We start from the raw sequence: 24,005 nt of genomic DNA on the forward strand, positions 1-24,005 counted from the left end.
CCCGCAATGCGGCGGGCGGCCATCCGGCCGGCTCAGAGTTCGCGCCGTTGCAGCGCGCCGGCAATGTACCCGGCCTGGCGGATCGCCAGCGCCACGATGGTCAGGGTGGGGTTGGACGCCGAGCTGGAGGCGAACTGGCTGCCGTCGGAGACGAACAGGTTGGGGATATCGTGGCTCTGGCCCCAGCGGTTGACCACGCCGTCGCTGGCCCTGGCGCTCATGCGGTTGGTGCCCATGTTGTGGCTGGCGGGATAGGGCGGCATGTCGATCACGCGCGTGGTGCCGACCGCTTCCGACATCTTGCGGAACTGCGCCAGCCCGTGGGCGCGGATGGCGGCGTCGTTGGCGTGGTCGGTCTTGCTCACGATCGGCACCGGCAGGCCGTACTGGTCCTTCTCCGTGGCATGCAGGGTAATGCTGTTGCGTTCCTGCGCCAGATCTTCGCCGCAGACCCAGACGCAGCTCATGTGGTCGTACATTTCCAGCGCCGAGGAGACGTCGCGGCCCCAGCCGCCCGGCTTCATGAAGGCGGCGGTGAAGGGCAGGCCAAGCGCCAGCCCTTCCAGGTGATAGCCGCCGAAGAAGCCGCGTTGGGTGTTGAGCCGGGCTTCGTCGGAGACCACCGCCGCCAGCGCGGTGCCGCGGTACATATAGACCGGCTTGCGGTGGATGGCCACGGCCGCCGCGGTGGTGTGGTTGAGGTAGTTGCGGCCAACCTGGCCGGAGGAATTAGCGAGACCCTGTGGGAACTTGCTGCTGGCCGAATTCAGCAGCAGGCGCGGCGATTCGATCGAGTTGCCGGCCACGCAGACGATGCGCGCGCGCTGGAACTGGCGCCGGCCGCGTTCGTCCACGTAGAGCACGCCGGTGACCTTGCCGGCGGCGTCGTGCTCGATCTGCAGCACCATGGATTGTGGCCGCAATTCTGCTTTGCCAGTGGCCAGGGCGCGCGGCACCTCGGTGTAGAGCGTGGACCATTTGGCGCCGATCTTGCATCCTTGCATGCAGAAGCCGATCTGCATGCAACCCGGGCGCTCATCGTAGGGCTGCGAGTTGACCGCCATGGGCCGCACGATTTCCTTGTAGCCGATCTTGCGCGCGCCCGCCGCCAGCACCTTGTAGTGGTTGTTCTCGGGCAGGGCCGGCAGGCCGGAGGCGGCGGTGGTGGTCACGCCCATCTTCTTTTCGGCGAGGTCATAGAACGGCGCGAGCTCGTCGTAGGTGATGGGCCAGTCGATCAGGTTGGCGTCCTTCACGGCGCCATAGGTGCTGCGGTTGTGGAAGTCGTGCGGCATGAAGCGTAGCGCCACGCCGGACCAGTGCACCGTGGAGCCGCCCACGCCCTTGACGATCCAGGCCGGCAGGTTGGGGTAGGTCTTGGTGTGATGCCAGCCGCCGGCCGAGATGCGCTTGTCCAGCCACGAGATCTTGTTGAACATTTCCCACTCGTCATTCTCGAAATCGGCTTGCGTAAAGTGCTTGCCGGCTTCGAGGATCACGCTGCGTACGCCGCGCTGGGCCAGTTCGTTGGCGAGCGTGCCGCCGCCCGCGCCGGAACCGATGATGACGACCACGCTGTCGTCTTTGAGGTCGAATTTCGTTGCCATGCTTGTCTCCATGCGCCGCTCCGGGGGGATTGCCGTAGCCCGGGCGGCCTCTTGTCGGGGGAATGCCGGTGCCGGYGGCTCAGAGCCAGTCGATATCGTCGAAGCCGCGGTGCAGGTAGCCGCCTTTCTCCCAGGACGAACCCTCGTAGCCCAGGAGGGGCCAGACAGCCTTGTTGTTGTAGAGGCCCGTGACCAGTTCGCCGCGCACTTTCTCGAAGAAGGGCGTGGCCTCGATGGCCTGGAGCAGCGCCACGCGATCGGTCTCCTTGGCGATTTCGCCATAAGGGTGGCCGAAGCGCTCGCGCGCCGAGGCATCCAGCGCGGCAACGCCCTGCTGCAACAGGGTGCGCGTGGCCTTGTTGCCAGCGGCGGACTTCTCCAGCGGGGCGATGGCGTCGACGTAGTAGCGGTCGGACAGCTTGTCGTGGGGGAAAATATCGCGCGACATGGCCACCAGCGTGCGCGCGGTGGCCGGGCCGAGCGCGCGAAATGACGCCGTCATGGCTTCGCGCGGCGGCTGGGCCAGCGCCGCCGGTACCACTGCCACGCCGATGGCGGCAAGGCCGCCGCCGCGCAGGAAGCCCCGGCGTGAAACGGTGGGCTGCTTGCGCAGGATACGCATGGTGGTGCCGGCGCCAGGGCCGGCAGGCTGTGCGGATTTCATTGGTTTTGTCTCCAGTTTTTTGTGGGAGCGCGGTGTGGGCGTTGTCCGCCCCCCGGCTCGGTGCATGGCATTGCTTGTCGCCGGCCGCCTGTCGCCGCCGCCGCCCGCCGCTTTGTCGCGGCTTGTCGGGACGGCATCGTTCAGCACGGGCTAGGCACGGCGCGCAGCGCGCCGCAGGCCGGTGCCGGGCGCGTCCTGGGGTGGGGTTGGCCGGGTTCGGCGTGCTCGCCAAGCACGTCGATCAGCATGTGATGCAGCCGTTCGGCCAGTACCGTGGCCATGAGCGGCGCGCCCAGTTGCTCTGCACAGGACGTGGTGCAGGCGCGCAGGCGGCCGGCATCGGCAGGATCGCCGCCGAGCGCGCCGCACAGCAGCGGCCATTCGGGCGGCGCGATCAGCGTGCCCGAGGTCAGCAGCACGCCGGTACGCCGTCGCACCTGTGCCAGGCCGACGATCTTGCGCTGGCCCACCACGACTTCCCAGGGCGAGAGCCCGCCGAAGCAGGCCCACTTCAGCGCATCCGCCGGCGGGGCCAGCCGCGCTTCCTCCGGCGGCACCGCATAGGCCGCGATGCCGAGGTCCCGCAGCAGCCCGGCGTGCAGCACGCCCAGCCAGCGGTAGCTCGACACCGTACCGGTGCCGACCAGGGCGTGGCCGGCCGGCAGCACGATCGAGGCCGACAGCATCCACGGCCCGGTCAGCACGGCGCCGCCGCCCGAATCCCGCTGCGCAAACGGGGTGGTGCAGCCTGCCAGGCGCTCGCGCAGGGATGCCTGCGCGCAGCCCAGCACGATGCCCGGCGCGGCGTAGGTCCACAGGCGCACGGCCGGGCGCAGCACCGGCTCCGCCAGGCGGGCCCGGTTCCAGGCTTGCTCTTCGGCACAGCTCGCGCCGCTGGCGAGGAAGGCGGGGGCGAGCATCACAGGCCTTCCACGGTTTCCAGCCGCGTCTTGAGGTCGGTCAGGAAGCGCGCTGCCGGATAGCCGTCCACCGCGCGGTGGTCGAAGACCAGGTGCAGGCCCATCATTGGCGCCACCGCGATCCAGTCGTCCTTGACCACGGCCCGCTTGGCCACCCGCGTCACGCCGAGGATGGCGGCCTGCGGCACATTGAGGATGGGCGTGAAGCTGTCGATGCCGGTCGAACCCAGGTTGGTCACGGTGAAGGTGCCGCGCTGGTAGGCGCCGGCCGGCAGCGTGCCGGCGCGCGCGCCGGCGGCCAGGGTGCGGCTCTCGGCAGCGATCTGCGCCACCGACCTGGTGTCCACGTCGCGCAGCACCGGCACCATCAGGCCCTCGTCAAGGCTGACCGCGAGGCCGAGGTTGATGTTCGGCATCAGCTCGATCTCCTTCTCCAGCACGCGCGCGTTCAGGCGCGGGTGCTGCCGCAGGGTTAGCGCCACGGCACGCAGCACGAAGGCTGTGAGCGTGATCTTGCATTCGGGCCCCAGGTTCTGCTGCATGGTGTGGCGCGCCAGTTCCAGCAGGGTCACGTCCACCTCGACCGAGTGCGCCACGCGCGGCACGGCCCAGCCCACGCTCATATTGCGCGCGATGGCGCCACGCATGCCCGTCAGCGGCACCGTGACGCGCTCGGCGGCGCCGGCTGCTGCCGCCGTAGCCGGCGGGCCGCTCAGGACGGAAGCAAGGCTGTGACTCATGATCTCGGCTCCAGCCGGGCCAGCACGGCGCCGCGCCCGAACGTGTCCTGCGCCGCCACTGCTAGTGCGGCGACGATGCCGTCGGCGGGCGCAACGATCTCATGCGTGGTCTTGACCAGTTCGGCCACGCCCAGCGGCTGGCCCGCGCTGACCGCGTCGCCGGGCTTGACCAGCCACTCCTGCAACAGGGCTTCGGTGCCGTCTTCCACGTCCTGCCAGACGGTGTCGGCCATCGTTACGTCGGTCATGCTGCTTCTCGCTTCAGTTGATAGGAAAGAGGACGGTCCTGCACCAGGGCGCGCACCTGTGCGGCAATGGTGTCGACCTGCGGAATCACGTATTGCTCGAGCGGGCGCGAGAAGGGGATGGGCACGTCGGGCACGGCCAGGCGCCGCACCGGCGCGCGCAGCGCCACGCTATCGAGGTTCTCCGCCACGATCGCGGCGATCTCGCCGGACAGGCCGAAGCTCAGGTAATCCTCGTCCGCCACCAGCAGGCGGCCGGTCTTGGCGACCGAGCGCAGTACCGTCTCGCGGTCGAGCGGGACGATGGTGCGCAGGTCGATCACTTCCACGTCGATGCCTTCGGCCGCCAGCTGCTCGGCCGCCAGCAGCGATTTCTGCACCATCTGCGAGAGCGTGACGATGGTCGCGTCGCGGCCGCTGCGCGCCACCCGCGCCTGGCCGAAGGGAATGGCGTAAGCCTCCTCGGGGACGGCATTGGTGCTGCCCTCGAAGTAGGACATCCAGGACAAGCCCATGATGCCCTTGTGGTAGCAGAACACCACCGGGTTGTCGTCGCGGATGGCCTGGATCATCAGGCCCTTGGCGTCGTAGGCGTTGGACGGCACCACCACCTTCATGCCCGGCATGTGGGCAAAGCTGGCGTACAGGCATTGCGAATGCTGGGCGGCATCGTTGTAGCCGCCGCCGATGCCGGTCATCACCACCGCCGGCAGGCCCACGCGCCCGCCGGACATATAGGTGTTCTTGGCGAGGTGGTTGTAGATCTGGTCGAAGCACACCCCGAAGAAATCCACGAACATCAGTTCCGCGATCGGGCGCAGCCCTTGCGCGGCGGCGCCGATGGCCGCGCCCATGAAGGCGGTTTCCGAGATCGGCGTATCCATGATGCGATCGGGCCCGAAGCGGTCCAGCAAGCCGGTGGTGGCGCTGAAGATGCCGCCGTACTTGCCGATATCCTCGCCCATCACGAAGACGCGCGAGTCGCGCTCCATTTCCTGGCCGATGGCTTCGGCGATGGCCTGCGCCATGGTGAGCGTGCGCGCGCCCTGGGGCGCGCTTTGTGCGGTTTGCATGCGGGTCTCCTGTTTATGCTGGTGCGAGGTCTTGCTGGACGAAGACGTGTTGCAGCGCGTCTGCGGGCGCGGGGTAGGGGCTGTTGCGGCCGAAGGCGTAGGCGGCCTCGATGCGCGCCGAGATGGTCTGGCGCAAGGCGGCTTCGGCGCCGTCGTCGAGCAGGCCGCCGGCGCGCAGCGTGGCGCCCAGGGCGTGGATCGGATCGGCGCTGCGCAGGGTCTTGGCTTCGTCGCGCGGGCGGTAGGTTTCCGGGTCGCCCTGGAAGTGGCCGAGATAGCGATCGGTCTTGACTTCGATCAGCGTGGGGCCTTCGCCGCGCCGCGCCCGTGCCACGGCCTCGCCGGCGGCGCGGTACACCGCGACGGCGTCGTTGTGATCCACCAGCACGCCCGGCATGCCATAGCCGGCGGCGCGCACGTCATTGGAAGGCACCGAGGTGGAGGCGGACTTCTCCACCGAGATGCCGTACTTGTTGTCCTCGCAGACGAACACCACCGGCAGCTTCCACAGCGCCGCCAGGTTGAGCGATTCATGGAACGAGCCCTGGTTGGCCGCGCCTTCGCCGAAGAAGGATACGGCCACCCAGTCCTTGCCCAGCTTGCGCGCCGCCAGCGCGGCGCCGCAGGCCTGCGGCGAACTCGCGCCGACGATACCGCTGCAGGAGAACTTGGTTTCGGGATGGAACAGGTGCATATGGCCGCCCTTGCCGCGCCCGAGCCCGGTGGCCTTGCCGAACATCTCGGCGGTCATGGCATCGAGCGGCACGCCCTTGGCGATGGCGAAGTGGTGCGAGCGGTGCGCGCCGACCACGGTATCCTCCGGCCGCAAGTGCGCGCATACGCCCACGGCCACCGGCTCCTGCCCGGCCGCGAGATGCATCTCGCCGGGCACGGGGCCGGCGCCGATGTCGAAGGCCAGGCCTTTCTGGATCTTCGGCGGCAGCTTGCCTTCGAGGTAGACCTTGGCCATGGTCTCTTCGTATTGCCGGATCTCGATCATCTTCTCGTACATCCACAGAAGATGGCTTGGGGTGGGTTCCATTCGGGGTCTCCTCTTGCTTTCGTTTCAGCGGCCGGCTGCGGTGCCGGACCAGCCTGAATTGCAAGAGTGGTGCCAGCGCGGGCGGGAAGCCTCGCGCCTGGCCCGGGGCTTCCCGCCAGGCCTTGCCGCAGGCCGGATACGCGTGGCGAGGGCCGGCCTGGCGCCGGGCCTGCAACAGGCATCTGTCGCGCCTTGCGGCGAGACAGATGTCGCATCGGGCGGGACATCTGTCGCCGTCGGAGGCGGCTTTTCCGCAGGCAAGGCGCGCGAGGGGCCGGAGTGCCGACCAAGCCTTGCGGCAGGCAGATCAGCCGTTCTTCTTCGAAAGACCGTAGAACTCGAAATAGACGGCGTAGACCAGCATGACGTAGTTGAGCAGGTCGACCCAGGTAAGCGGATCGCCGCCAAAGCCGGGGACGATCTCCGCTTCATGCAGCACGGCGCCGGCAAACCATCGCGTATAGGCAAAAAAGGAGATCAGTCCAAGGCCCCAGCAGGATGCCGCGCGTATGGCCCGGTTCGTGCCGGCACCGAACCGGGTCGGCCAGTTGCCGGCAACGTTGGCCCAGAAGATCAGCCAGAAGGCAATCCATACGCCTAGCTGCGCGGGCCAGCTTGGAAGCATCGCGCCGATTTTTTCAACAGCGCCGGGCGGGATGAGGATCCATCTGAGCAAGGCCAGATGCACGGCATAGAGCGCGGTGCCCAGCAGGAAGTTGCCGGCCAGCGCGGCGAGCGCCATATGGCTTTTCCGGGCCAGCCTGTTCCACGGCCAGTTGTCGAAGATCAGGAATGTCGTCAGCCACGCCACGATGACGGAATAGAACCAGCCGATCGCCACCGGCAACGGCAGCAGGATCGCATGCGGCGCGGTGGCGGCCGACACGCTGGGATAGATCAGCAGGAAATAGCCCAGGCCCGTGAGGCAACAGCCGGCGGCGATTTGAGCAAGGCCGCTAGCCGCGGGGCTCAGGCCGCTGTCGGACCATGGCCATCCGGCCATGCCCGTCGCCAGTATGCCGAAGCCGTAGAAGCCGATCAGCACGATCAGGCCGGCCGCGCCGTAGCCGGCGCCGTTGATGGCGCTGAATGCCGGATCCAGTGCGCCGTAGCCATGGACCAGCGCGGCGGGCACGGCGAAGGAGAGCGCCAGCGTCACGACCGTGGCGGCGCAGCCACGCACGGGCTGCTTCAGCGCTGAGAATCCCGCCATGCCGAAGTTGAAGCCGATGAAGACCAGCACCAGGATGCCCCAGAAGAGGTACATGCCAAATGGCTGGGGGGCGTATTTCCAGACGGCCTGGGCAGGGTCGGCGAACAGGCGCCATACGCCAAGGCTGATGCCGTGCACGATCAGGAAGACGGCCACGGAGAATGCCAATGGCCGCAACGCTAATCCGGCAGGCGCGAGCGCTGGTGAGTCTTGAGCTTCGAGTTGGGGGCTGAGGGGTTCCATGACCGGCATCTCCAGTACGATGAAGGCCCGGCACGCGAGGCGCGCGCTGGCCGCTGCGCGACGCTGCATCGCGCTAGGCCCGCATGCCGGTGGGATGGGAGGGTGGCCGCGTTGGTCAACGCGGCGCGTTGGAATGAGCGGCCGTCAAGCGGTCAAGCCGTTAAGCCGTCAAGCTGTCCAGCGGTCAGGCCGCCAGGCTGGCAACCGGCTGGACGATGATCTTGACGTTGCCATCCTTGTTGTTGACGAGTTCTTCGAAGCCGTGCGACACAATGTCGGCGAGGGAGATCCGCCCGGTGATGAGCGGCTGCACGTCGATGCGGCCATCGGCGATAAAGCGGATCACGTCGGCGAATTCGCCGTTATAGGCGAGCGATCCGATGATTTCCTTCTCCGTCGATACGATCTCGAAGAAATTGAATGCGCTGGGCTCTTCGAAGATGCCCACCATCACGCATTTCCCGGCCTTGCGGATCACGTCGATGGCAAGCTTCGCCGTGGCCTTGTTGCCGATGCACTCGAAGGACACGTCCGCGCCATAGCCGCCGGTCAGCGCCTTGACCTCCGCGATCGCGTCGCATTCCTTGGGATCGATGACGACGTTGGCGCCAACCTCCAGCGCCTTTTTCTTGCGCGCCGACGACATTTCGAGCGCGATGATGCGGCCTGCGCCGGCCGCCTTCGCGCACATGATCGTGCACAGGCCGATGGTGCCGGCGCCGACCACCACAACCGTCTGGCCGACGATGTTGCCAGCTTTCTTCACGGCATGCAGCCCGACAGCCAGCGGTTCGATCAGTGCCCCCGCCTCGGTGGGGAAGTTCTCCGGCAGCTTGTAGAGCAGCTCCGCCGGCACGTTGACGTACTCCGCGAATGCGCCGTTGTTCATCAGGCCGGTGAACGCAAGACTCTCGCAGATGTTGTACAGGCCATGGGTGCAGTAATAGCATTTACCGCAATGCTGGCAGGCATCCGCGGTGACGCGTTCGCCGACCTTGAAACCGGTCACGCCCGCGCCCAGTTCCGCGATCTCGCCACTGAACTCGTGGCCCAGAATGCACTGCCCCTTCAGTCCGGTGAGCGGGTGGGGATGGTCCACCGGGATAAAGACCGGGCCCGCGACATATTCATGCAGGTCCGACCCGCAGATGCCGCACCAATGCACGCGGATCTTTACCCATCCTTCGGCGGGCTTGTCCGGGACGCGTACCTCCTCGACGCGGACATCGTGGCGACCCCGCCATACGGCGGCCTTCATGCTGGGCTGATGCACCGAACCTTCGTTGCTCACGGTTGTGTCTCCATCGTAGTTGTGGGGAATCGACGAAGGACCATGCGGGTGCCGCGGGTCAGTGTGTGGCGTGGCCTTCGTGCAGGAAGGAAATCGCATGAACCATGCCAGAGAGGACGGCGGACTAAGGCGGAAGGCGAAGGCACAGCGTGCGCTGCGGCGCAGCGTGGGGGAGGGCTCAGGCGCAGGCGGGGTGAAGCGTGGGCCGCGAGGGGTTATTGCTGCGATACGGCACGACGCCGGCGATGGACCGGCAAGCTACGGCGCGGCCCGCGTGAGACGGCCCGGCTCGATCCGGTGAGACACCGTGCCTCAGTCCGCCCCGTCCGCCTGAGACAAGGGCGGCGATCCCGGCAAGGACGCCGAACCCGGGTAGACAATGCCGTATCTGGCCATCTTGCGGTAGATGGTCGCGCGGCTCATGCCCAGTGCCTTGGCGGTTTCCTTGACGCGCCAGTGGTGGCAGGCGAGCATCTGCGCGATGTGCTCCCGTTCGAGAAGCTCGCCGGGGCGCAGGCCGGCACTGTCGGATGCCTGCGCGGTCACTGGCGGGCTCGCGGGCTGCGGCGCCGCTGGCGCGGCATCGGCCGGGCAGCGCAGATAGTCGGGAAGATCTTCGGCAACAATGACGCCTTGGGCCGTGGCCAGCGCGCATGCGTACCGTAATGCCATGCGCAGTTGCCGTACGTTGCCGGGCCAGCGATAGCGGCGGATGCAAGCCATTGCCTCGTCGGACAGCGCGGACCGGGTGCCGTGCGCCTGGGCTTCATCCGCCAGGAAGAAGTCGACGAGCTCGCCTAGGTCAGTGCGATCGCGCAGGGGAGGCAGCCGGAACACGGCGCCAGTCAGGCGATAGTAGAGGTCTTCCCGGAAGGTGCCTTCGGAGACCATGCGCGCAAGGTCCCTGTGGGTGGCGCAGATCAGGTTGATATCGACCCGCACCGATTGCTCGGAGCCCAGCGGCACCAGCTCGTTCTCAGCCAGCACGCGGAGCAGCCTGGTCTGCAGCGGCAAAGCCATGTCGCCGATCTCGTCCAGGAACAAGGTGCCTGCGTGCGCCTGGAGTATCTTTCCCTTGAGACCCTTGCGCTTTGCGCCGGTGAATGCGCCTTCCGCGTAGCCGAACAGCTCGCTTTCAATCAGCGTATCCGGGATGGCCGCGCAGTTGACGGCGACAAACGGCTGCGACGCGCGCAGCGAACCGCGATGCACGGCGAGCGCGAATGCCTCCTTGCCTGTGCCCGTCTCGCCTTGCAGCAGCACGGGAATACGCCGGTCGATGATCTGGAGCGCGCGGGCGAGATGCGACGAGACCTGCGGGTCGCCGGTGACCAGGCGATCGCTGGCGATGGCACGGGCCGCGGGCTCGGCGTGGCCGGTGGCCGGGTGTCCCGGCGACAGCGATATCGTGCGCAAGGCCTGGCGCGGCGGGCGAAGTCTCGCGAAAAAGCGGTCCCCGCCACGGGTCAGGCGCAACGGGAACATCTCCAGGCCGCTGTTCAGGTCGATGACCTGTCCGGCATTGAGATCGAACAGATGCTGGACGTTTGCCGGAATCGCGGTGTATAGCGTGCTGAGCATGCTCCTTGTCTGCCGGTTCATCGATGCGATGTTTCCGGCATCGTCGAACGCAATCAGCAGTTCGGGGTGCAGGCTCAGGTAATCCTGGCTGCGGTGCAGGTACAGGGTCCACAGGTGGCCGGTATCGTGGAGCAGGTAGGCGTTCTCGATCATCTCCGCCGCCTGGCACACCCAGGCGTAGATCAGTTCCTGCGAGTCCCGGTTTTCACTGTTTCGCACGGCCGATACGTCCAGCACGCCGGTGAGTTCGCCGGCTGGCGAGATGATGGGCGCGGCGGTACAGGTCAGGCAGGTGAACGCTGCCCTGAAGTGATCCTCGGTGTGGACGGTGATGGGTTCCTTGTCGGCCAGCACGCAGGCCACACCGCTGGTTCCCTCGGCGTCCTCCGTGAAATAGCGGCCGTGATACAGGCCGTGCTGCCGGTATTCCTTGCGGCGGTCTTCCTGCCCACGAAAATCGATCAGGGCGCCGTCGGCGTCGGCCACCAGCACGCAATAGCCTGCCTTGCCGACGACGCCGTGCAAGCGTTCCACCACCGGGCTCGAGAAGCGCAGCAGGGCCTCGGCGCGATTGCGTCTGTCTTTCAGCTCCGTCGCACTGATGACGCGCGGGCCGGACGTATTTCCCGGATCCAGCTGAAAGGTATTGAGCGAGCGGGTCCAGGAGCGAAACAGGCGCGCTTGCACCGCCGCTTCATGGAATGACGCATTGTCGACCACGGATGAAACGCGTCGCGCGTGTTGCAGTGCATATGATTGCGTCATGCCAGCTTCCTCAACATGCGTCACTCCCATTGCAAGGTGCGTCAGCGTTCGATAGGTCGACACGGCTGCGTTGTATGCCACTATCACGCGGCACCGGTCTGCGTGCCGCGTCTTTTTAGCACATCCCGAACTGGCGCTCACATTGCAGTGCAGCATGGGAGGCGCGCCAGACGCGATTCGTACCTTGTGCAAGGCGGGAACCGAATCTCTCCCAGCGCCTTCCTTGGCGCCGGCGAATCCGGCAACCAGATCCTGCGTGCGCGTTACGCCTTGCGCGGCAATGTGGTCGTTGCCGTCTCGCCGGCCCCGATGCCGCCGTGGTCCCGCGACCATCGGGCCGGGTCGGCCAGAAAGCGCTGCAGTTCGTCAATGCCGCGGCTGTCCACGTTGCCGCTGTCACGCGCGGCTTGCAGGATGTCCTGCCAGTTCGCGAGGGAATGGATCTTGGCCTGCCAGGGGGCGAGGATGCGCTCGGTGGGGAACGTGCCGTAGTCGAACACCACGAAGATGTCCGTCACCACGACGCCGGCGGCTGCCAGCGCCTCGCAGAAGATCCGCTTGGAGCGCGCGGCGGCCATCATGTCGTCCACCAGCAGCACGCGGTCGCCGGCGTTGATGGCCCCCTCGATCTGCGAGGCGGGCCCCAGCCCCTTGGCTTCCTTGCGCACATAGAGCAGCGGGAGCGCCAGGGCTTCGGCCATCCAGGCGCCAAATGCGATGCCGCTCGATTCGGCGCCGACCACGGCATCGATGCCGTCGATCCGGTTGCGTGCCCGCAGCAGCGTCAAGCCGCGCTGGATCAGCGCCTTGCGCAGCGCCGGAAACGAGATCAGCCGGCGGCAGTCGATATAGACCGGGCTGGCCCAGCCGGAGGGCAGCCGGAACGGCTCGTCCGTGCGGAATTTCACGCAGCCGGCATCCAGCAGGGCCTGGCCTACCGACAATGACAGGTCGGGTTGAGGGCGTAGTTGAGACATGCAGGGCTCCAATGCTTCAGTGCTTCAGTGTTTGTGCTCGGCCGCGGCTCAGAGGCTCGCGATGGTGTCGTCCAGCACCTGCGCGCCAAGCAGGAAATCATCGATGTCCATGGCCTCGTGCGGGTTGTGCGAGCCGTTCTCGTTGCGCACGAAGAGCATGCCGGTGGGGATGCCGGCGTTGGCGAACAGCGATGCATCGTGCCCGGCGCCGCTCGGCACCGGCTCAACCGGGAGGTCGCGTTGCCGGCATGCCTGCGTGAGCAGTTCGCAGACCCTGCCGTCCATGGTGGCCGGGGCCGATTCGATGCGGCGGTCGAACTCGAACCGCACGCCGCGGTCGCGCGAGATGGCCTTGCATTCCGTGCGCAGCAGTTGATAGAAGCCTTCCAGCGTTTCCACGCTCTTGCTGCGCGCCTCGAAGCTGAAGTTCACCATGCCGGGGATGCGGGAGATCGAATGCTCTTCCGGGCTGGTGCTGACCACGCCGGTGGTGACGACCAGGTCGATGCCGCGCTCCAGCAGCACGCGCCAGTGCTCGTCCAGCCGCGTGATCAGGTCGGCCACGGCAAACATGGCGTCCTTGCGCAGCCACCGTGGCACCGCGCCGGAGTGGCCGGCCTCGCCGATGCACTGGATCCGGTTGTGCCGCACATTGCCGCGGATGCCGGGCACCACCGCCACCGGCAAGCCGCGCGCGACCATCACGGGGCCTTGCTCGATATGCAGTTCCAGGTAGGCATGGACCTTGGCTTTGTCGAGCAGCGGCGCCTGCGCGCGGATCGCCTCGACATCGGCGCCGGCGGCTGTCATGCAGGCCGCCAGCGACTCGCCGGAATGCCGGTGCGCCAGCGCCAGGTCGTCGGCGCTGAGCTTGCCCAGCAGCGCGCCCGAGCCCATGTACGCCTTGCCGAACCAGGCACTTTCCTCGCCCCGGAAGCCCACCACCTGCAGCGGCACGCGCGAGTGCCGGCCGGACCGCTTTTGCCGGAGCTGGCAGAGCAGGCCAGCGACGATTCCTGCCAGCCCGTCGAAGTTGCCGCCTTGCGGGACGGAGTCCAGGTGGGAGCCGACCCACGTAGCGGGCGCGCCCGCGTCGGCTTGCGGCAGGCGGAAGACGAGATTGGCGGCGCGGTCGGCCTGCGCTTGCAGGCCGTGGCGCAGCGCGAAGTCCCGCAGGTAGGCCGCCGCCGCGGTCTCGCCCGCGCCGTAGCTGTCGCGGGTCACGCCAACGCCATCGGACGACAGCTCGCGTATGTCCTTGAAGAGCTGTTCGGCGACCGGCTTGAGTTCCAGAATTTCCATGACACGTTTGTTGATCGTTGCAGTGACGCGCCAGCGGCATGCGCCGGCGCGAGCGGTCTTTTGCGGATGGCGCTCAGCCGGATTGCTGCGCGAAGCGCAGCCAGCGGTCGCATAAGTGCGGGTCGAGCCGGACCTGGCCCACCAGGTCGCGCAGCGCCTCGGTGCCGGTTTCCTGGCAATAGTCCCGCAGCCCGTCGATGATCTTTTGCATGACGCCGGGGTCCCGGAAGGACGCCGTGCCGACCTGGACGGCGGCGGCGCCGGCGAGCATGAACTCGACGGCATCCTCGGCGTTCTGGATGCCGCCGCAGCCGATGATGGGGATGCGCACGGCGCGATGGCACTGGTGCACCAGCCGCAGGGCAATCGGCTTGATGGCCGGGCCGGACAGGCCGCCCATGACATTGCCCAGCTTGGGCTTGCGGGTACGCACGTCGATGGCCATGCCCAGCACCGTGTTGCCCATGACGATGGCGTCGGCGCCGGCGTCTTCCGCCGCCCGGGCCACGGCCGCGATGTGGCTGGCGTTGGGCGTGAGCTTGACCCAGACGGGGTGGCGCGTGCGTCGGCGGATGGCGCAGACCGCCTTGTAGGTGGTCTCGGGCAGCATGGCGAAGGCCATGCCGTCGGCTTCCAGGTTGGGGCACGAGATATTAGCCTCGATGGCGGCAACCTCGGGCAAGGACATCTGCTCGCACGCCAGGGCGAACGCCTGCGCGGTATCGGCGGAGATCGACACCACCACCGGCGTGTTGTAGCGGGTGTAGGGCGGCAGCACGCATTCGCGGTAATAGTCGAGCCCCTTGCTCGGGATGCCGATGGCGTTCAGCATGCCGCCATCGGCCTCGGCTACCCGTGGCGTGGGGTTGCCGGGCCGGGAGCTGGGGGAGACGCTCTTGATCACCAGCGCGCCAAGCTGGTTGAGGTCCAGCGCTTCGCGGTACTCGATGGCGAAGCAGCCGGAGGCGGGCATGACCGGGTTGCGCAGCGTCAAGTCGCCAACCCGAACGGTGAGATCAGCCAAACTCCACCTCCCCGACCACTTCACGAATGGAGAACACCGGGCCTTCCCGGCAGACCCGCAGGAATTGCTTGTCGCCATCGCAATCGAACAGCCGCACGCAGGACAGGCACACGCCCATGCCGCAGGCCATGCGCTGCTCCATGGCGACTTCGCCCACCACCTCGGGATGGTCGGCCAGCACGCGCTGCAGCAGCATCAGCAGGCGGTGCGAGCCGCACGTGTAGACCGCATCCGGGCGCTGCTGCCCGATCAGGCCGCGCATGCGTACTTCCATGGCCTGCACCGACGAGGAGCCATCGGCATCGAACACGCTATGCACTTGGGCGTTGGCGCCGCGCAGGAATGCGTGCTCCATCAGGTCGTCGCGGGTGCGGGCCGACATCACCGCGGTAATGGCGGTGCCAGCTTCGGCTGCCTGCTGGATCAGCGGCGCCATGGTGGCCAGGCCCACGCCGCGCGCCACCACCAGGATCCGCCTGAAATCCGGCCTGAAGGTGAAGGTGTTGCCGAGCGGGCCGACGATCTCCATGTGGCCATCCACCGGCAGGCTGGCCATGGCGCGCGTGCCCACGCCGGTCACGTTGTAGAGGAACTCGATGCGGCCCGCTTCCGGCCCCGCGCCATAGACGCTCATGGGGCGCAGCAAGAACGGCTGTTCCGTGTCGGTGGTAGGGCAGCGCAGCTGGTAGAACTGCCCGGGCTTCGTGATCCTGGCAATGGGCGCATCCGCTTCGAGGCGGATGTGCTTGTAGCGCTGGTTGACCCACGAATGTTCGACCACGCGGCAGCGATAAGACGCTACCGTGGCGGTGCTGTCCGGGCTGCACAAGGTTGCAGGCATGATGACTCCTGAGTCCTGACTAATGCGGTACGGGGCGATGCAATGCGAGCCGCCTATTCCAGCTCGACGCCCTTGAGCTCGGGGATGAGGAAGATCGTGGCGATCATGTCCAGCACGTAGATGCTGGCCAAGAGGGCAATGGCCACCTGGAAGGAATAGGCTGCGGCAAGGGCCCCGACCACAATGGGCCCGAAGCCGCCCACGCCACGCCCGATGTTGAACAGGACGTTTTGCGCGGTGGCGCGCGCCGCGGTGGGATAGGCTTCCGAGATCAGCGCGCCGTAGCCGCCGATCATGCCGTTGACGAACAGGCCCATGACCGCGCCGGCCCAGAGCATGGTGACGGGGTCCGACATCTGCGCATACGCGATCACCATCGCCACCGCGCCAGCCTGGAAGATCAGGAAGCTGGGCTTGCGCCCGATGCGGTCGGCCAGTTGGCCAAACACGTAGACGCCGACCATCATCCCCACGATGGTGACCGAGGTCCACATGGCGGACTTGGTCAGTGAGAAGCCCAGGGCTTTGGACAAATAGGTCGGCAGCCAGATCATGATGCCGTAGTAGCCAAAGTTCTGGACCGAGCACAGGATCACGATGCCGAGGCTGGTCCGCGTGGTGCGGCCATCGGCCACCAGCAGCTTGAACGCGCTCGGCTTGTTCTTGTGCTGGGCCTTGCCGTGGGCCTTGGCATGGCGCACGAACACTTCCGGCTCATGCAGCCGGTTGCGCACGAACCAGGCCACCAGCGCCGGCACCACGCCCAGCAGGAACATACCGCGCCAGCCGATATGCGGCAGCAGCAGCGGCGTCAGCAAGGACGCCAGCAGCACGCCGCTCTGCCAGCCCAGCGCCACGTACGACGACACCCGCGCGCGCTTGCTGGCGGGCCAGGCTTCCGCGGCCAGCGCCATGCCGATGCCGAACTCGCCGCCCAGGCCGATGCCGGCGATGGTGCGGTAGGCCAGCAAATCCCAGAAGCCCTGTGCGAACGCACACAGGCCGGTGAAGACCGCAAACAGCACGATGGTCCAGGTGAGCACGCGCACCCGCCCGTAACGGTCGCTCAGCGCGCCGAAGAGGATGCCGCCGGCAACTGCGCCGATCAGCGTCCACGTCACCAGGGCGCCGGACTGTCCGGTGCTCAGGCTCAACGCCACGCTGATGGCAGGCAGCATGAAACCGAGGATGAGCAGATCGAACCCATCCATCGCGTAACCGATGGCCGAGCCGGCCAGCGCCTTCCAGGCGTAGGGCGAGGCCTGGTCGGGTCGTAGGGGCGGGGCATCGGACGTGGGGACCGATGCGTGAGCGTTGGCTTCCATGGGCGTTCCTCTGAGCCTTTGTTGAGCATGTGCGCCGGCCGGCGGGTTGAGTCGTCGACGAGTAGCGCCCTTTGGTTCAATTGTTGCGCGGGTTAGCGGTGCTGCCGGCTGGCCCGGGTTACGGGACACCACTGGTAATCCGAAACGTGTCTCAATTTGTAGACTGCATGGAGAAAAAAATAACCGGATGGATCGGGCTGCAGGCACTACGCTGCAAATAGCCTTTGCCACTCGGTGCCTGTCTCGTTTTTTAGATTACGCGTGAAAAATCGCGTTTGCAAGGGATTTTTAGGCGCCTGGCAGCACCCAGGACTGTGGCCCGTGGGCACCTCGCGCTGGTCCGCAGCAGCCGTGACGGCACAATTGTCTAATTATTGAGAAAACCGTGGGCATTCATGCCGCGGTGCAGGCATTTGATAAACTCCGCTCCCATGAAAAAACCAGCAACAGCACGCGGCGACGCCCCGGTAAAGCAGGGCCAGTCCCAAGGTGGAACCACCAAGCCGGAAGGGCAATGGCACCATGGCGACCTGCGCGCTTCGCTGATCGCGTGGGGCACCCATCTGCTCGATACCGAGGGGATCGCGGGCATGAGCATGCGCACGGCAGCCAAGCTGGCTGGGGTTTCGCCGGGCGCGCCGGCCTATCACTTCAAGGACAGGAACGGGCTGCTGGCCGCCATTGCGGCCCAGGCGTTTCGCGACCTGGTGGCGTATCGCCGCCAGAGCGTAGAGAATATCGACCCTGCCGATGCGGCAGGCCGGCTGCGGGCGATCATGCTCGCCTACGTGGCGTTCGCCCAGGCGCATCCCGCGCGCTTTCACCTGATGTTCGGGCCGGAGATCGCGGACCGGGAGCAGTATCCGGAGCTGGCGGAGGCGGGCGCTGCCTCGTTCCAGGTGCTGCGCAGTGCCATCGGGCCCGTACTGCAGGCGCCAGGCGTCGGCGAGCTCAGCGAGGAGCAACTGGCCTTCTCCGTGTGGGCCGCCACGCATGGCCTGGCCACGCTGACCATCGACCGCCGCCGCCTGCCTGTGGCTTCCACGCACAAGCCCACGGCCGAGCAGATGGCCGATGTTGTCGTGCAGTTCTGCCTGGCGGCGTTGCGGGGGTCGGCAACGCCGCGCTAGGCCGGGGGCCTGGCCCGGTCAGTCCACCAGCACCTTGCGCTGCGTGCATGGCGGCATGCATCCGCCTCAGTCGGCGGGACGCCAGTTGCCATGGAAGCCGGCGGGCACGCGATGCGACAGGTGCACCAGCGCCACCGGCCCCTGCGCCAGCGCCTGCGCATTGAAGATGGCCATATCGCTGCGGTTCTCCGCGGCGCGCCAGATCACGGACAGTAGCCAGCCGTCGCCCTCGTCGGCATCGGCATGGCGCGGGACAAACACGGGTTCGCCGCATTTGTCGCCGGCCGGCGGCTGGTACTGCGCGACCTGCCCGGTGGCCAGGTCGATATGCGCCAGGCCGCTGCGCAGGCTGTCGCCCTTGGTGGAGGCGGAGATATCGCCGCTGCAGTAATAGCCGTGCCGGTAGGGCAGCATGGCAAAGCGCTCGTCCAGGCGCGGAAACTCGCCCGGCGTATCGCATAGCGGCTGCTCGCGATACGCGCCGGATTTCCCCGTCAGGTCGAAGGTCCAGCGCACCAGGCTGGCCACGGGTGCGCCGTTGGAGAGCGGGCGTCCGTCCGGGCCGGGGAACAGCGGCGGCACGTCGTACTTCATCATGTCGCAGACGATGCTGCCGGGCGGCGCGTCGAAGGCGTTCATCGGATGGAAGACGTAGCACGGATCGCCGGTGAACCAGCGCACGTCCGCCGCGGTGCCGTCGCGCGGCAGGATGCCGATGTGCGTGCCTTTGTCCGGCTCCCACGCATAGGCCGGCTGGCCGTTGGTGGCGCGCTCCATCGACCCCGTCAGCGGGAAGATGGGAAACAGGATGTGGGTGCGCGTCACCACGAAGTCATGGACCATGCTCGGGAACGGCGCGACGATATGCACGGAGCGCAGCAGCTTGCCCTGGCTGTCTGCCACATGCAGCATCAGGTCCGGCGTGAACGGGCCGCGGGCCCCATAGCCGAAGAAGACCATTTCGCCGTTGACCGGATCGATCTTGGGGTGCGCGGTCATGGGCCCGGAAAATTTCTCATCGAAGGTCTGGTAGCCGCGCGGCGCCAGCGATACCGGGTCCACTTCGAATGGCATATGCGCTTCTTCCAGCGCCAGCAGACGCCCGCCATGCCAGACCACGTTGGTATTGGCCACGGTGGAGTTCAGTTCAAGCAGCCTGGGGTCCGTCAGGTGCCGGCTTGCCAGCGAGCCTGACAAGCCTTCGCCGTTCTCGTTTTCCATGACCCATTTCGGCGTGCGGATCCAGCGGTTGCGGTAGGACACGCGGCCCTTCTCGATATGAAACGCGTGCAGCATGCCATCGCCAGAGAACCAATGATATTTGCCGCGCGGCGCGAACTGCGGATTCGGCCCGTTGCGGTAATAGGTGCCGCGCAGCCCGGCGGGCACCTCGCCGGTGACCGGCAGGTTGGGCGCGTCGCACTCGGCGTGCAGCGGCGCGAAGTAGCCGGACAAATAGGGCTCGTTGGTGGGGAAGGCGATGGCCATGGGTGCTGTCTCCGATCTGTTTTATTTACCTGCTTTTGATGGGTTTGATGCGCTTGGGCACCGCTGGATTCAGATGGCGCGCGCCTGGTCCTGCCAGTGCGGCTCGCGCAGCCGGCGCTTGAAGATCTTGCCGGTGTCTTCCCGCGGCAGCATCGCGTGGATCTCGACGATGCGCGGCACTTTGTAGTTGGCAATGCGCTCGCGCAGGAACGCTTGCACCTGCGCGCCGTCGAGGCTGTGCCCGGGGCTTGGCTGGACCGCGGCGGCCAGGCCTTCGCCGAACTCCGCATCGGGAATGCCGAAGACCGCGCAGTCCGCAATGCCCGGCATGGTCTGCAGCACCGACTCGATCTCCGCCGGATAGATATTCACACCGCCCGAAATGACCATATCGGCCTTGCGGTCGCAGATGTGCAGGAACCCGTCTTCATCCAGGTAGCCCATGTCGCCCAGCGTGATCAGCCCGTCGCGCTCCACGGCCGCGCGCGCTTCGGGCCGGTTGATGTAGGTGAAGTCGGGCAGGGCGCGCTGGCGCACATAGATCAGGCCGATTTCCCGCGCCGGCAGCGCGTTGCCGTCCTCGTCCAGGATGCGGATTTCGGCATCGGGGAGCGGGCTGCCTGCCGAGCCCGGATGGCGCAGCCAGTTCGCCGAGTCGGCAAACGTGGTGTAGCCCGCCTCGCTCGATCCGTAGGCCTCCGTGATGATGGGCCCGAACCACGCGATCATGGCCTGCTTGAGGGGAACGGGGCAGGGCGAGCCGGTCGAGGCCACCTGGCGCAGCGCGGACAGGTCATGCCCCGTGCGCGCTTCAGGCGGCAAGGCCAGCAGGCGCTGGTACATGGTCGGCACCAGATAGGCATGCGTGACCTTGTGGCGCGCCAGCAGCGCAAGCGTGCGCTGCGCATCGAAGCGCGGCTCCAGCACCAGCGTGGCGCCCAGGTTGCAGAAGTGCGAGAGGTAGGCCATGGCCGCGCTGTGGTAGATCGGCGCGCTTAGGTAGGCCGTTACGTCCGCTCCGGTGCCGTAGACGATGTCGGTGACCCGCTGCAGCCGCTGCTCCATGGCGGCACGCTCTTCGGGCGCGCCGGGAATGCGGCGCACGCCTTTGGGCTTGCCGGTGGTGCCGGAGGTATAGGCGATGGCCCCGTGCGAGGTGCCGGTGCGCGCCGGCATGGCTGGCAGGCCCGCCCCGAAATCCGCCCAGTGATGCGCCTGCGGGCTGGATGGCCGCGCTGCGCCGCGCGAGACCAGGATAACGCCGACGCCCGCGGGAATGCCTTCGCGCACCTGGTCGAGCAGGTCCGCATCGACAACCAGCGCGCGGGCGCCGCTGTCGGTCAGGATATGGTTGGCTTCGAGCGCCTTGAAGTGCCAGTTGATCGATGCCAGGTACAGCCCCGCCTGGCGGCAGGCCAGCACAAGCGCCACATACTCCGGGCTGTTGCGCAGCATGGCGGCGATGGTGTCGCCCTCCTTGCATTGCAGATCGTGCAGGCCAGCGAGAATGCGCCGGATCTCCCCCTTCATCCAGTCGGCCGAGTACGCTCGCCCGTCAAACCATAGTGCCGGAACCATCGTGTCTCCTGTCGGTGGTCGTCGCGCCTGCCAGGCGGCACGATCGATTCTTCTTTAACTATGCAGTGATCAGTTGTGGACTCTAGCAGGCGGATCATGACGTGGCAAGGAGGTTTTACGCGAGTGGAGGTGGACGGCAGTTGGCGGCACGCGGGGGCCGCGTGGTGGGGAGCAAGGGGGCGAGACGGCCACCGCGACCCCGAGGTTTTCCGATGTCCTGTGTTTTGCGGTCTATTGCGCAAACCAGGCTTTCGGCGAGGCATACGCAAGGTACAACGCGCTATAAGCCCCAACGAGGTCATCGAGGCTGAACGAGCGGTTCAACCCGCTCGGATTTGGAAGGATCCACACAGTCGACCCACCCAACATCGCGTTCTGGCGTCCCCATAAGACCTGCCGCTGACCTGAAATGGCTGCGTATGCGGCCTTCCCCAGGAAGGCGATACAGGTGGGGCGATGTAGTTCGATTTTCCTCAGCAATGCCGAAGTCGATGCATGGAATTCATGCGGTGAAAGCTGATCGGCCCGCGCGGTAGGCCGGGCAACGGCTGTTGTCAATCCGCACCGATGGACGAGCAGGTCCCGGTCGTTTTCCGGGCGCATCATCACTGGCGTGAAACCGGCCAGATGCAAGACTCGCCAGAAGCGGTTGCCCTTGCCTTCAAAGTGGTGGCCGCTTGCCGCCGCTCTCATGCCGGGATTGATTCCACAAAAAACGACTGCCAAGCCTTCCGATATCACGTCCSGTAGCGGCGGCGATGGTGCGCCGCCTGTGGGGTCGGAGAATACGCGCGGGTCCTGAACTTCGGTCATGTCGTTCGCCGTTTCAACCGCCGAGCAGCTTGCCGTTAAGGAGAATGTGCAGCGTTTTGACAAAGAGAACCCCAATCGCGAGGGTCAGCATGGCGAGCAGGATGATGGCAATCGCCTTCACGGGCCAGGCCTGGACGAACATCGCGTATTTCAGCGACGCAATCGCTAGCGCTGCCATTGGAAAGCTGATTGCCCACCAACCCGAAGCGAACGGCATTCCCCTGCGAAACACCTTGGGTGCCAGTGTGAGGAATACAAAGAGACCGAAGTAGAACAGCAACCCGGAGAAGGTGTCGACCCGCTGCGTAAAGTTCGTGTAGGCAAGAAAGCCCACTTCGAACGGCGCCATCAGGATCAGCAGGGAAGGGACCATGCTGGCGGGCAGCGGCTCGTGGTGGATCATTCGCGACATGATCATCGTAAAGAACAAGAGGGCAATCATCGTTCCCACGGCCAGCGCGAACAAGTTGACTTCATGCGCCCACGGCATTGGCATGGTCCCGCCGGCAACGGCGATATCCAACGTGGCCACACCCGGGATGAACCAGGCGGGAACCGCGTGCGCAGCGTCGATCTTTCCCCGCAGCAGCCGGCCCGCAATCGCGAAGCAGAGCGCAAGCGTGAAAACGGCACCCACCGTCCACATGACTTCGGAGAGCGTCTGGCTCAGTTGCGCAACGACCGAGGAAAGCAGCAGGATGGCGATCGTGATCGTGCCGAAGAAATTGCCGGCGACGGGATGCCGGTACTCGGCGACGACCGCCTCAGGATGTTTGACTGCCTTGACGAGATAGCCCACGCCCAGCACGACGAACACCACCAGGGCGAGGACGCCGGCTGCATCGGAGATCAGCGGACTGACCCCGAACTCGTGGCTGGCCTGGCGCCATGCAATGGACAGTCCGGCAATGCCCATTACCGACGCAAACAGGTTGACGGGCAAATTTCTGATCGAAGCGGTTGTCCGCAAGGCCTGCGGATGGGGACTCGAAAGCGTTGACACAGCACATTCTCCAGATTCGTTGGGACCTGAGATGTGGCGGCCCAGCGCAGCCAATCGACAAGCCTCAAATCGTTCGCCGCCTCGTTTGCCGGGGAGGTGCTGCCGATAATATGCTCTTCCACCTGCCAAGATAATCTGCCATTATTGGGAATCATCCTCCCAAAAAATGAGAACGTGGCCGATCGCTTCGAATCCATGTCGATCCTGGTGGCTGTGGTCGAAGCCGGCAGTTTTTCTGCTGCGGCGCACCAACTCAAGATGCCGCTCGCAACGGTGAGCCGCAAGGTCGGAGACCTCGAGTTGCACCTGAAAACCCGACTCCTGCATCGCTCCACCCGACAGCTTTCCCTCACCGAAGCCGGGCAAGCGTATGTCGCCGCATGCCGGCGCATTCTCGAGGAAGTGGGGGAGGCGGAGCGTGCGGCCTCGGGGGAGTATGCGGCGCCCAAAGGCGAGATCGTCATCACCGCACCCCTCGTCTTCGGACGCCTGCACGTTTTGCCCGTGGTCGCGGATTTCCTCAAGACCTATCCGGACATCGATGTGCGGATGGTGCTGACCGACCGCGTGGTGCCGCTTCTTGAAGAGCACGTCGATGTCGCATTGCGGGTTGCCGAACTGCCTGACAGCAGTTTCGTCGCGGCACGGATTGGCACAGTGCGCCGGGTGGTGTGCGCAAGCCCGGCCTACTTCGCCGAGCACGGCATGCCGACGAGCCCGCTTGAGCTCACCGCGCATGCATGCATCACGTTCGAACGGATGGCTTCCAGGCAGGTTTGGACCTTCATGTCGGGCAAGTCGGAAATCGCGGTGCCCGTCCGTTCGCGGCTTGCCGTCAGCACTGCCGAAGCCGCGGTCGATGCGGCGGTGGCCGGCGTCGGGATCACGCGCGTGGTGTCTTATCAGATGGCGAGCGCGTTGCGCGCCGGCGCGCTCAGGATCGTGCTCGCACCGTTCGAGCCGGCGCCGTGGCCCATCAGCCTTGTTCACACCGGACAGGGCATCCTGCCGCTGAAGTTGCGCGCTTTTCTCGATTTCGCCGCGCCGCGCTTGAAGGCTCGGGTGGTGGAGGTGGAAGTCTGACGCTTGCAGGTCGAGGGTGGGAGCGTCGCAAGTCGGGAAGAGACGACTGGGTAGCAG

General features: G+C 66.4%; 21 protein-coding genes. 2 read left to right on the forward strand and 19 right to left on the reverse strand.

Translation table 11 applies throughout. The annotated features are described in order from the left end of the window. Nucleotides 1-32 precede the first annotated feature (32 nt). The 15 genes from AC1DQR_RS05605 to AC1DQR_RS05675 form a co-directional block, all read right to left on the reverse strand. Nucleotides 33-1,607 (reverse strand): GMC family oxidoreductase, encoded by a 1,575-nt coding sequence (locus AC1DQR_RS05605; protein WP_477132669.1) that lies wholly within the window; start codon nt 1,605-1,607, stop codon nt 33-35. A 79-nt stretch (nt 1,608-1,686) separates the two neighbouring features. After that, nucleotides 1,687-2,271, reverse strand: coding sequence for a gluconate 2-dehydrogenase subunit 3 family protein (locus AC1DQR_RS05610; protein WP_416048360.1), 585 nt, complete (start codon nt 2,269-2,271; stop codon nt 1,687-1,689). A 140-nt stretch (nt 2,272-2,411) separates the two neighbouring features. After that, entirely contained in the window at nt 2,412-3,191 is a 780-nt protein-coding gene (locus tag AC1DQR_RS05615; RefSeq protein ID WP_416048361.1) for a lipoyl protein ligase domain-containing protein, read from the reverse strand. After that, nucleotides 3,191-3,931 carry a dihydrolipoamide acetyltransferase family protein gene (locus AC1DQR_RS05620; RefSeq protein ID WP_416048362.1) on the reverse strand — a complete coding sequence of 247 codons (741 nt, stop codon included), beginning with the start codon at nt 3,929-3,931 and terminating at the stop codon, nt 3,191-3,193. Before AC1DQR_RS05620 ends, AC1DQR_RS05615 begins: the two co-directional genes overlap by 1 nt. Then, on the reverse strand, nt 3,928-4,179 hold the full coding sequence (locus AC1DQR_RS05625) for a lipoyl domain-containing protein (RefSeq protein ID WP_276264419.1): 252 nt from the start codon (nt 4,177-4,179) through the stop codon (nt 3,928-3,930). Before AC1DQR_RS05625 ends, AC1DQR_RS05620 begins: the two co-directional genes overlap by 4 nt. Further along, nucleotides 4,176-5,249 carry an alpha-ketoacid dehydrogenase subunit beta gene (locus tag AC1DQR_RS05630; RefSeq protein ID WP_416048363.1) on the reverse strand — a complete coding sequence of 358 codons (1,074 nt, stop codon included), beginning with the start codon at nt 5,247-5,249 and terminating at the stop codon, nt 4,176-4,178. Before AC1DQR_RS05630 ends, AC1DQR_RS05625 begins: the two co-directional genes overlap by 4 nt. Before the next feature lie 13 nt (nt 5,250-5,262). Continuing rightward, nucleotides 5,263-6,291 (reverse strand): thiamine pyrophosphate-dependent dehydrogenase E1 component subunit alpha, encoded by a 1,029-nt coding sequence (locus tag AC1DQR_RS05635; protein WP_416048364.1) that lies wholly within the window; start codon nt 6,289-6,291, stop codon nt 5,263-5,265. 307 nt (nt 6,292-6,598) lie between these two features. Then, the gene (locus tag AC1DQR_RS05640; RefSeq protein ID WP_416048365.1) at nt 6,599-7,747 is read right to left on the reverse strand and encodes a hypothetical protein; all 1,149 of its coding nucleotides are present in this window, start codon (nt 7,745-7,747) and stop codon (nt 6,599-6,601) included. A 184-nt stretch (nt 7,748-7,931) separates the two neighbouring features. Next, nucleotides 7,932-9,005 carry a 2,3-butanediol dehydrogenase gene (locus AC1DQR_RS05645; protein WP_416050472.1) on the reverse strand — a complete coding sequence of 358 codons (1,074 nt, stop codon included), beginning with the start codon at nt 9,003-9,005 and terminating at the stop codon, nt 7,932-7,934. 345 nt (nt 9,006-9,350) lie between these two features. After that, a complete protein-coding gene (locus tag AC1DQR_RS05650) occupies nt 9,351-11,384 on the reverse strand; it encodes a sigma-54-dependent Fis family transcriptional regulator (protein ID WP_477132670.1) in 2,034 nt (677 codons plus the stop codon). Between the two features lie 263 nt (nt 11,385-11,647). Then, nucleotides 11,648-12,361, reverse strand: a complete 714-nt coding sequence (locus AC1DQR_RS05655; protein ID WP_416048367.1) for an orotate phosphoribosyltransferase — start codon at nt 12,359-12,361, stop codon at nt 11,648-11,650. Nucleotides 12,362-12,409: 48 nt separating this feature from the next. Then, the gene (locus AC1DQR_RS05660; RefSeq protein ID WP_416048368.1) at nt 12,410-13,663 is read right to left on the reverse strand and encodes a hydantoinase/carbamoylase family amidase; all 1,254 of its coding nucleotides are present in this window, start codon (nt 13,661-13,663) and stop codon (nt 12,410-12,412) included. Between the two features lie 73 nt (nt 13,664-13,736). After that, entirely contained in the window at nt 13,737-14,687 is a 951-nt protein-coding gene (locus AC1DQR_RS05665) for a dihydroorotate dehydrogenase (protein WP_477132671.1), read from the reverse strand. After that, a complete protein-coding gene (locus AC1DQR_RS05670; RefSeq protein WP_416048370.1) occupies nt 14,680-15,528 on the reverse strand; it encodes a dihydroorotate dehydrogenase electron transfer subunit in 849 nt (282 codons plus the stop codon). Before AC1DQR_RS05670 ends, AC1DQR_RS05665 begins: the two co-directional genes overlap by 8 nt. A 53-nt stretch (nt 15,529-15,581) precedes the next feature. Next, nucleotides 15,582-16,853, reverse strand: coding sequence for an MFS transporter (locus AC1DQR_RS05675; RefSeq protein WP_477132672.1), 1,272 nt, complete (start codon nt 16,851-16,853; stop codon nt 15,582-15,584). A gap of 431 nt (nt 16,854-17,284) precedes the next feature. Between AC1DQR_RS05675 and AC1DQR_RS05680 the strand changes: the two genes are divergently transcribed. Continuing rightward, a complete protein-coding gene (locus tag AC1DQR_RS05680) occupies nt 17,285-17,983 on the forward strand; it encodes a TetR/AcrR family transcriptional regulator (RefSeq protein WP_477132673.1) in 699 nt (232 codons plus the stop codon). A 66-nt stretch (nt 17,984-18,049) separates the two neighbouring features. Here AC1DQR_RS05680 and AC1DQR_RS05685 read toward each other — a convergent pair whose 3' ends face one another. The 4 genes from AC1DQR_RS05685 to AC1DQR_RS05700 all read right to left on the reverse strand — a co-directional run bounded on the left by AC1DQR_RS05685 (nt 18,050) and on the right by AC1DQR_RS05700 (nt 22,865). Then, a complete protein-coding gene (locus tag AC1DQR_RS05685) occupies nt 18,050-19,471 on the reverse strand; it encodes a carotenoid oxygenase family protein (protein ID WP_477132674.1) in 1,422 nt (473 codons plus the stop codon). Nucleotides 19,472-19,540: 69 nt separating this feature from the next. Beyond that, complete coding sequence (locus AC1DQR_RS05690) at nt 19,541-21,097, reverse strand: AMP-binding protein (protein WP_477132773.1); 1,557 nt, start codon at nt 21,095-21,097, stop codon at nt 19,541-19,543. 183 nt (nt 21,098-21,280) lie between these two features. Next, nucleotides 21,281-21,862, reverse strand: coding sequence for a G/U mismatch-specific DNA glycosylase (gene mug / locus AC1DQR_RS05695; RefSeq protein ID WP_477132675.1), 582 nt, complete (start codon nt 21,860-21,862; stop codon nt 21,281-21,283). Nucleotides 21,863-21,875: 13 nt separating this feature from the next. After that, nucleotides 21,876-22,865 carry an SLAC1 anion channel family protein gene (locus AC1DQR_RS05700; protein ID WP_477132676.1) on the reverse strand — a complete coding sequence of 330 codons (990 nt, stop codon included), beginning with the start codon at nt 22,863-22,865 and terminating at the stop codon, nt 21,876-21,878. A 195-nt stretch (nt 22,866-23,060) separates the two neighbouring features. On the opposite strand from AC1DQR_RS05700, the gene AC1DQR_RS05705 reads away from it, so the two are divergent. After that, the gene (locus AC1DQR_RS05705) at nt 23,061-23,948 is read left to right on the forward strand and encodes a LysR substrate-binding domain-containing protein (protein ID WP_477132774.1); all 888 of its coding nucleotides are present in this window, start codon (nt 23,061-23,063) and stop codon (nt 23,946-23,948) included. Nucleotides 23,949-24,005: the final 57 nt, after the last annotated feature.

It is taken from the genome of Cupriavidus sp. 05L411 (assembly GCF_056398045.1).

Coding starts and splice junctions, on each gene's coding strand:
- AC1DQR_RS05655 (WP_416048367.1), bottom strand. CDS start 12,361: ATGTCTCAACTACGCCCTCAACCCGACCTGTCATTGTCGGTAGGCCAG.
- AC1DQR_RS05635 (WP_416048364.1), bottom strand. CDS start 6,291: ATGGAACCCACCCCAAGCCATCTTCTGTGGATGTACGAGAAGATGATC.
- AC1DQR_RS05615 (WP_416048361.1), bottom strand. CDS start 3,191: ATGCTCGCCCCCGCCTTCCTCGCCAGCGGCGCGAGCTGTGCCGAAGAG.
- AC1DQR_RS05670 (WP_416048370.1), bottom strand. CDS start 15,528: ATGCCTGCAACCTTGTGCAGCCCGGACAGCACCGCCACGGTAGCGTCT.
- AC1DQR_RS05645 (WP_416050472.1), bottom strand. CDS start 9,005: ATGAAGGCCGCCGTATGGCGGGGTCGCCACGATGTCCGCGTCGAGGAG.
- AC1DQR_RS05610 (WP_416048360.1), bottom strand. CDS start 2,271: ATGAAATCCGCACAGCCTGCCGGCCCTGGCGCCGGCACCACCATGCGT.
- AC1DQR_RS05675 (WP_477132672.1), bottom strand. CDS start 16,853: ATGGAAGCCAACGCTCACGCATCGGTCCCCACGTCCGATGCCCCGCCC.
- AC1DQR_RS05605 (WP_477132669.1), bottom strand. CDS start 1,607: ATGGCAACGAAATTCGACCTCAAAGACGACAGCGTGGTCGTCATCATC.
- AC1DQR_RS05640 (WP_416048365.1), bottom strand. CDS start 7,747: ATGGAACCCCTCAGCCCCCAACTCGAAGCTCAAGACTCACCAGCGCTC.
- AC1DQR_RS05625 (WP_276264419.1), bottom strand. CDS start 4,179: ATGACCGACGTAACGATGGCCGACACCGTCTGGCAGGACGTGGAAGAC.
- AC1DQR_RS05685 (WP_477132674.1), bottom strand. CDS start 19,471: ATGGCCATCGCCTTCCCCACCAACGAGCCCTATTTGTCCGGCTACTTC.
- AC1DQR_RS05705 (WP_477132774.1), top strand. CDS start 23,061: ATGTCGATCCTGGTGGCTGTGGTCGAAGCCGGCAGTTTTTCTGCTGCG.
- AC1DQR_RS05660 (WP_416048368.1), bottom strand. CDS start 13,663: ATGGAAATTCTGGAACTCAAGCCGGTCGCCGAACAGCTCTTCAAGGAC.
- AC1DQR_RS05620 (WP_416048362.1), bottom strand. CDS start 3,931: ATGAGTCACAGCCTTGCTTCCGTCCTGAGCGGCCCGCCGGCTACGGCG.
- AC1DQR_RS05680 (WP_477132673.1), top strand. CDS start 17,285: ATGAAAAAACCAGCAACAGCACGCGGCGACGCCCCGGTAAAGCAGGGC.
- AC1DQR_RS05630 (WP_416048363.1), bottom strand. CDS start 5,249: ATGCAAACCGCACAAAGCGCGCCCCAGGGCGCGCGCACGCTCACCATG.
- AC1DQR_RS05650 (WP_477132670.1), bottom strand. CDS start 11,384: ATGACGCAATCATATGCACTGCAACACGCGCGACGCGTTTCATCCGTG.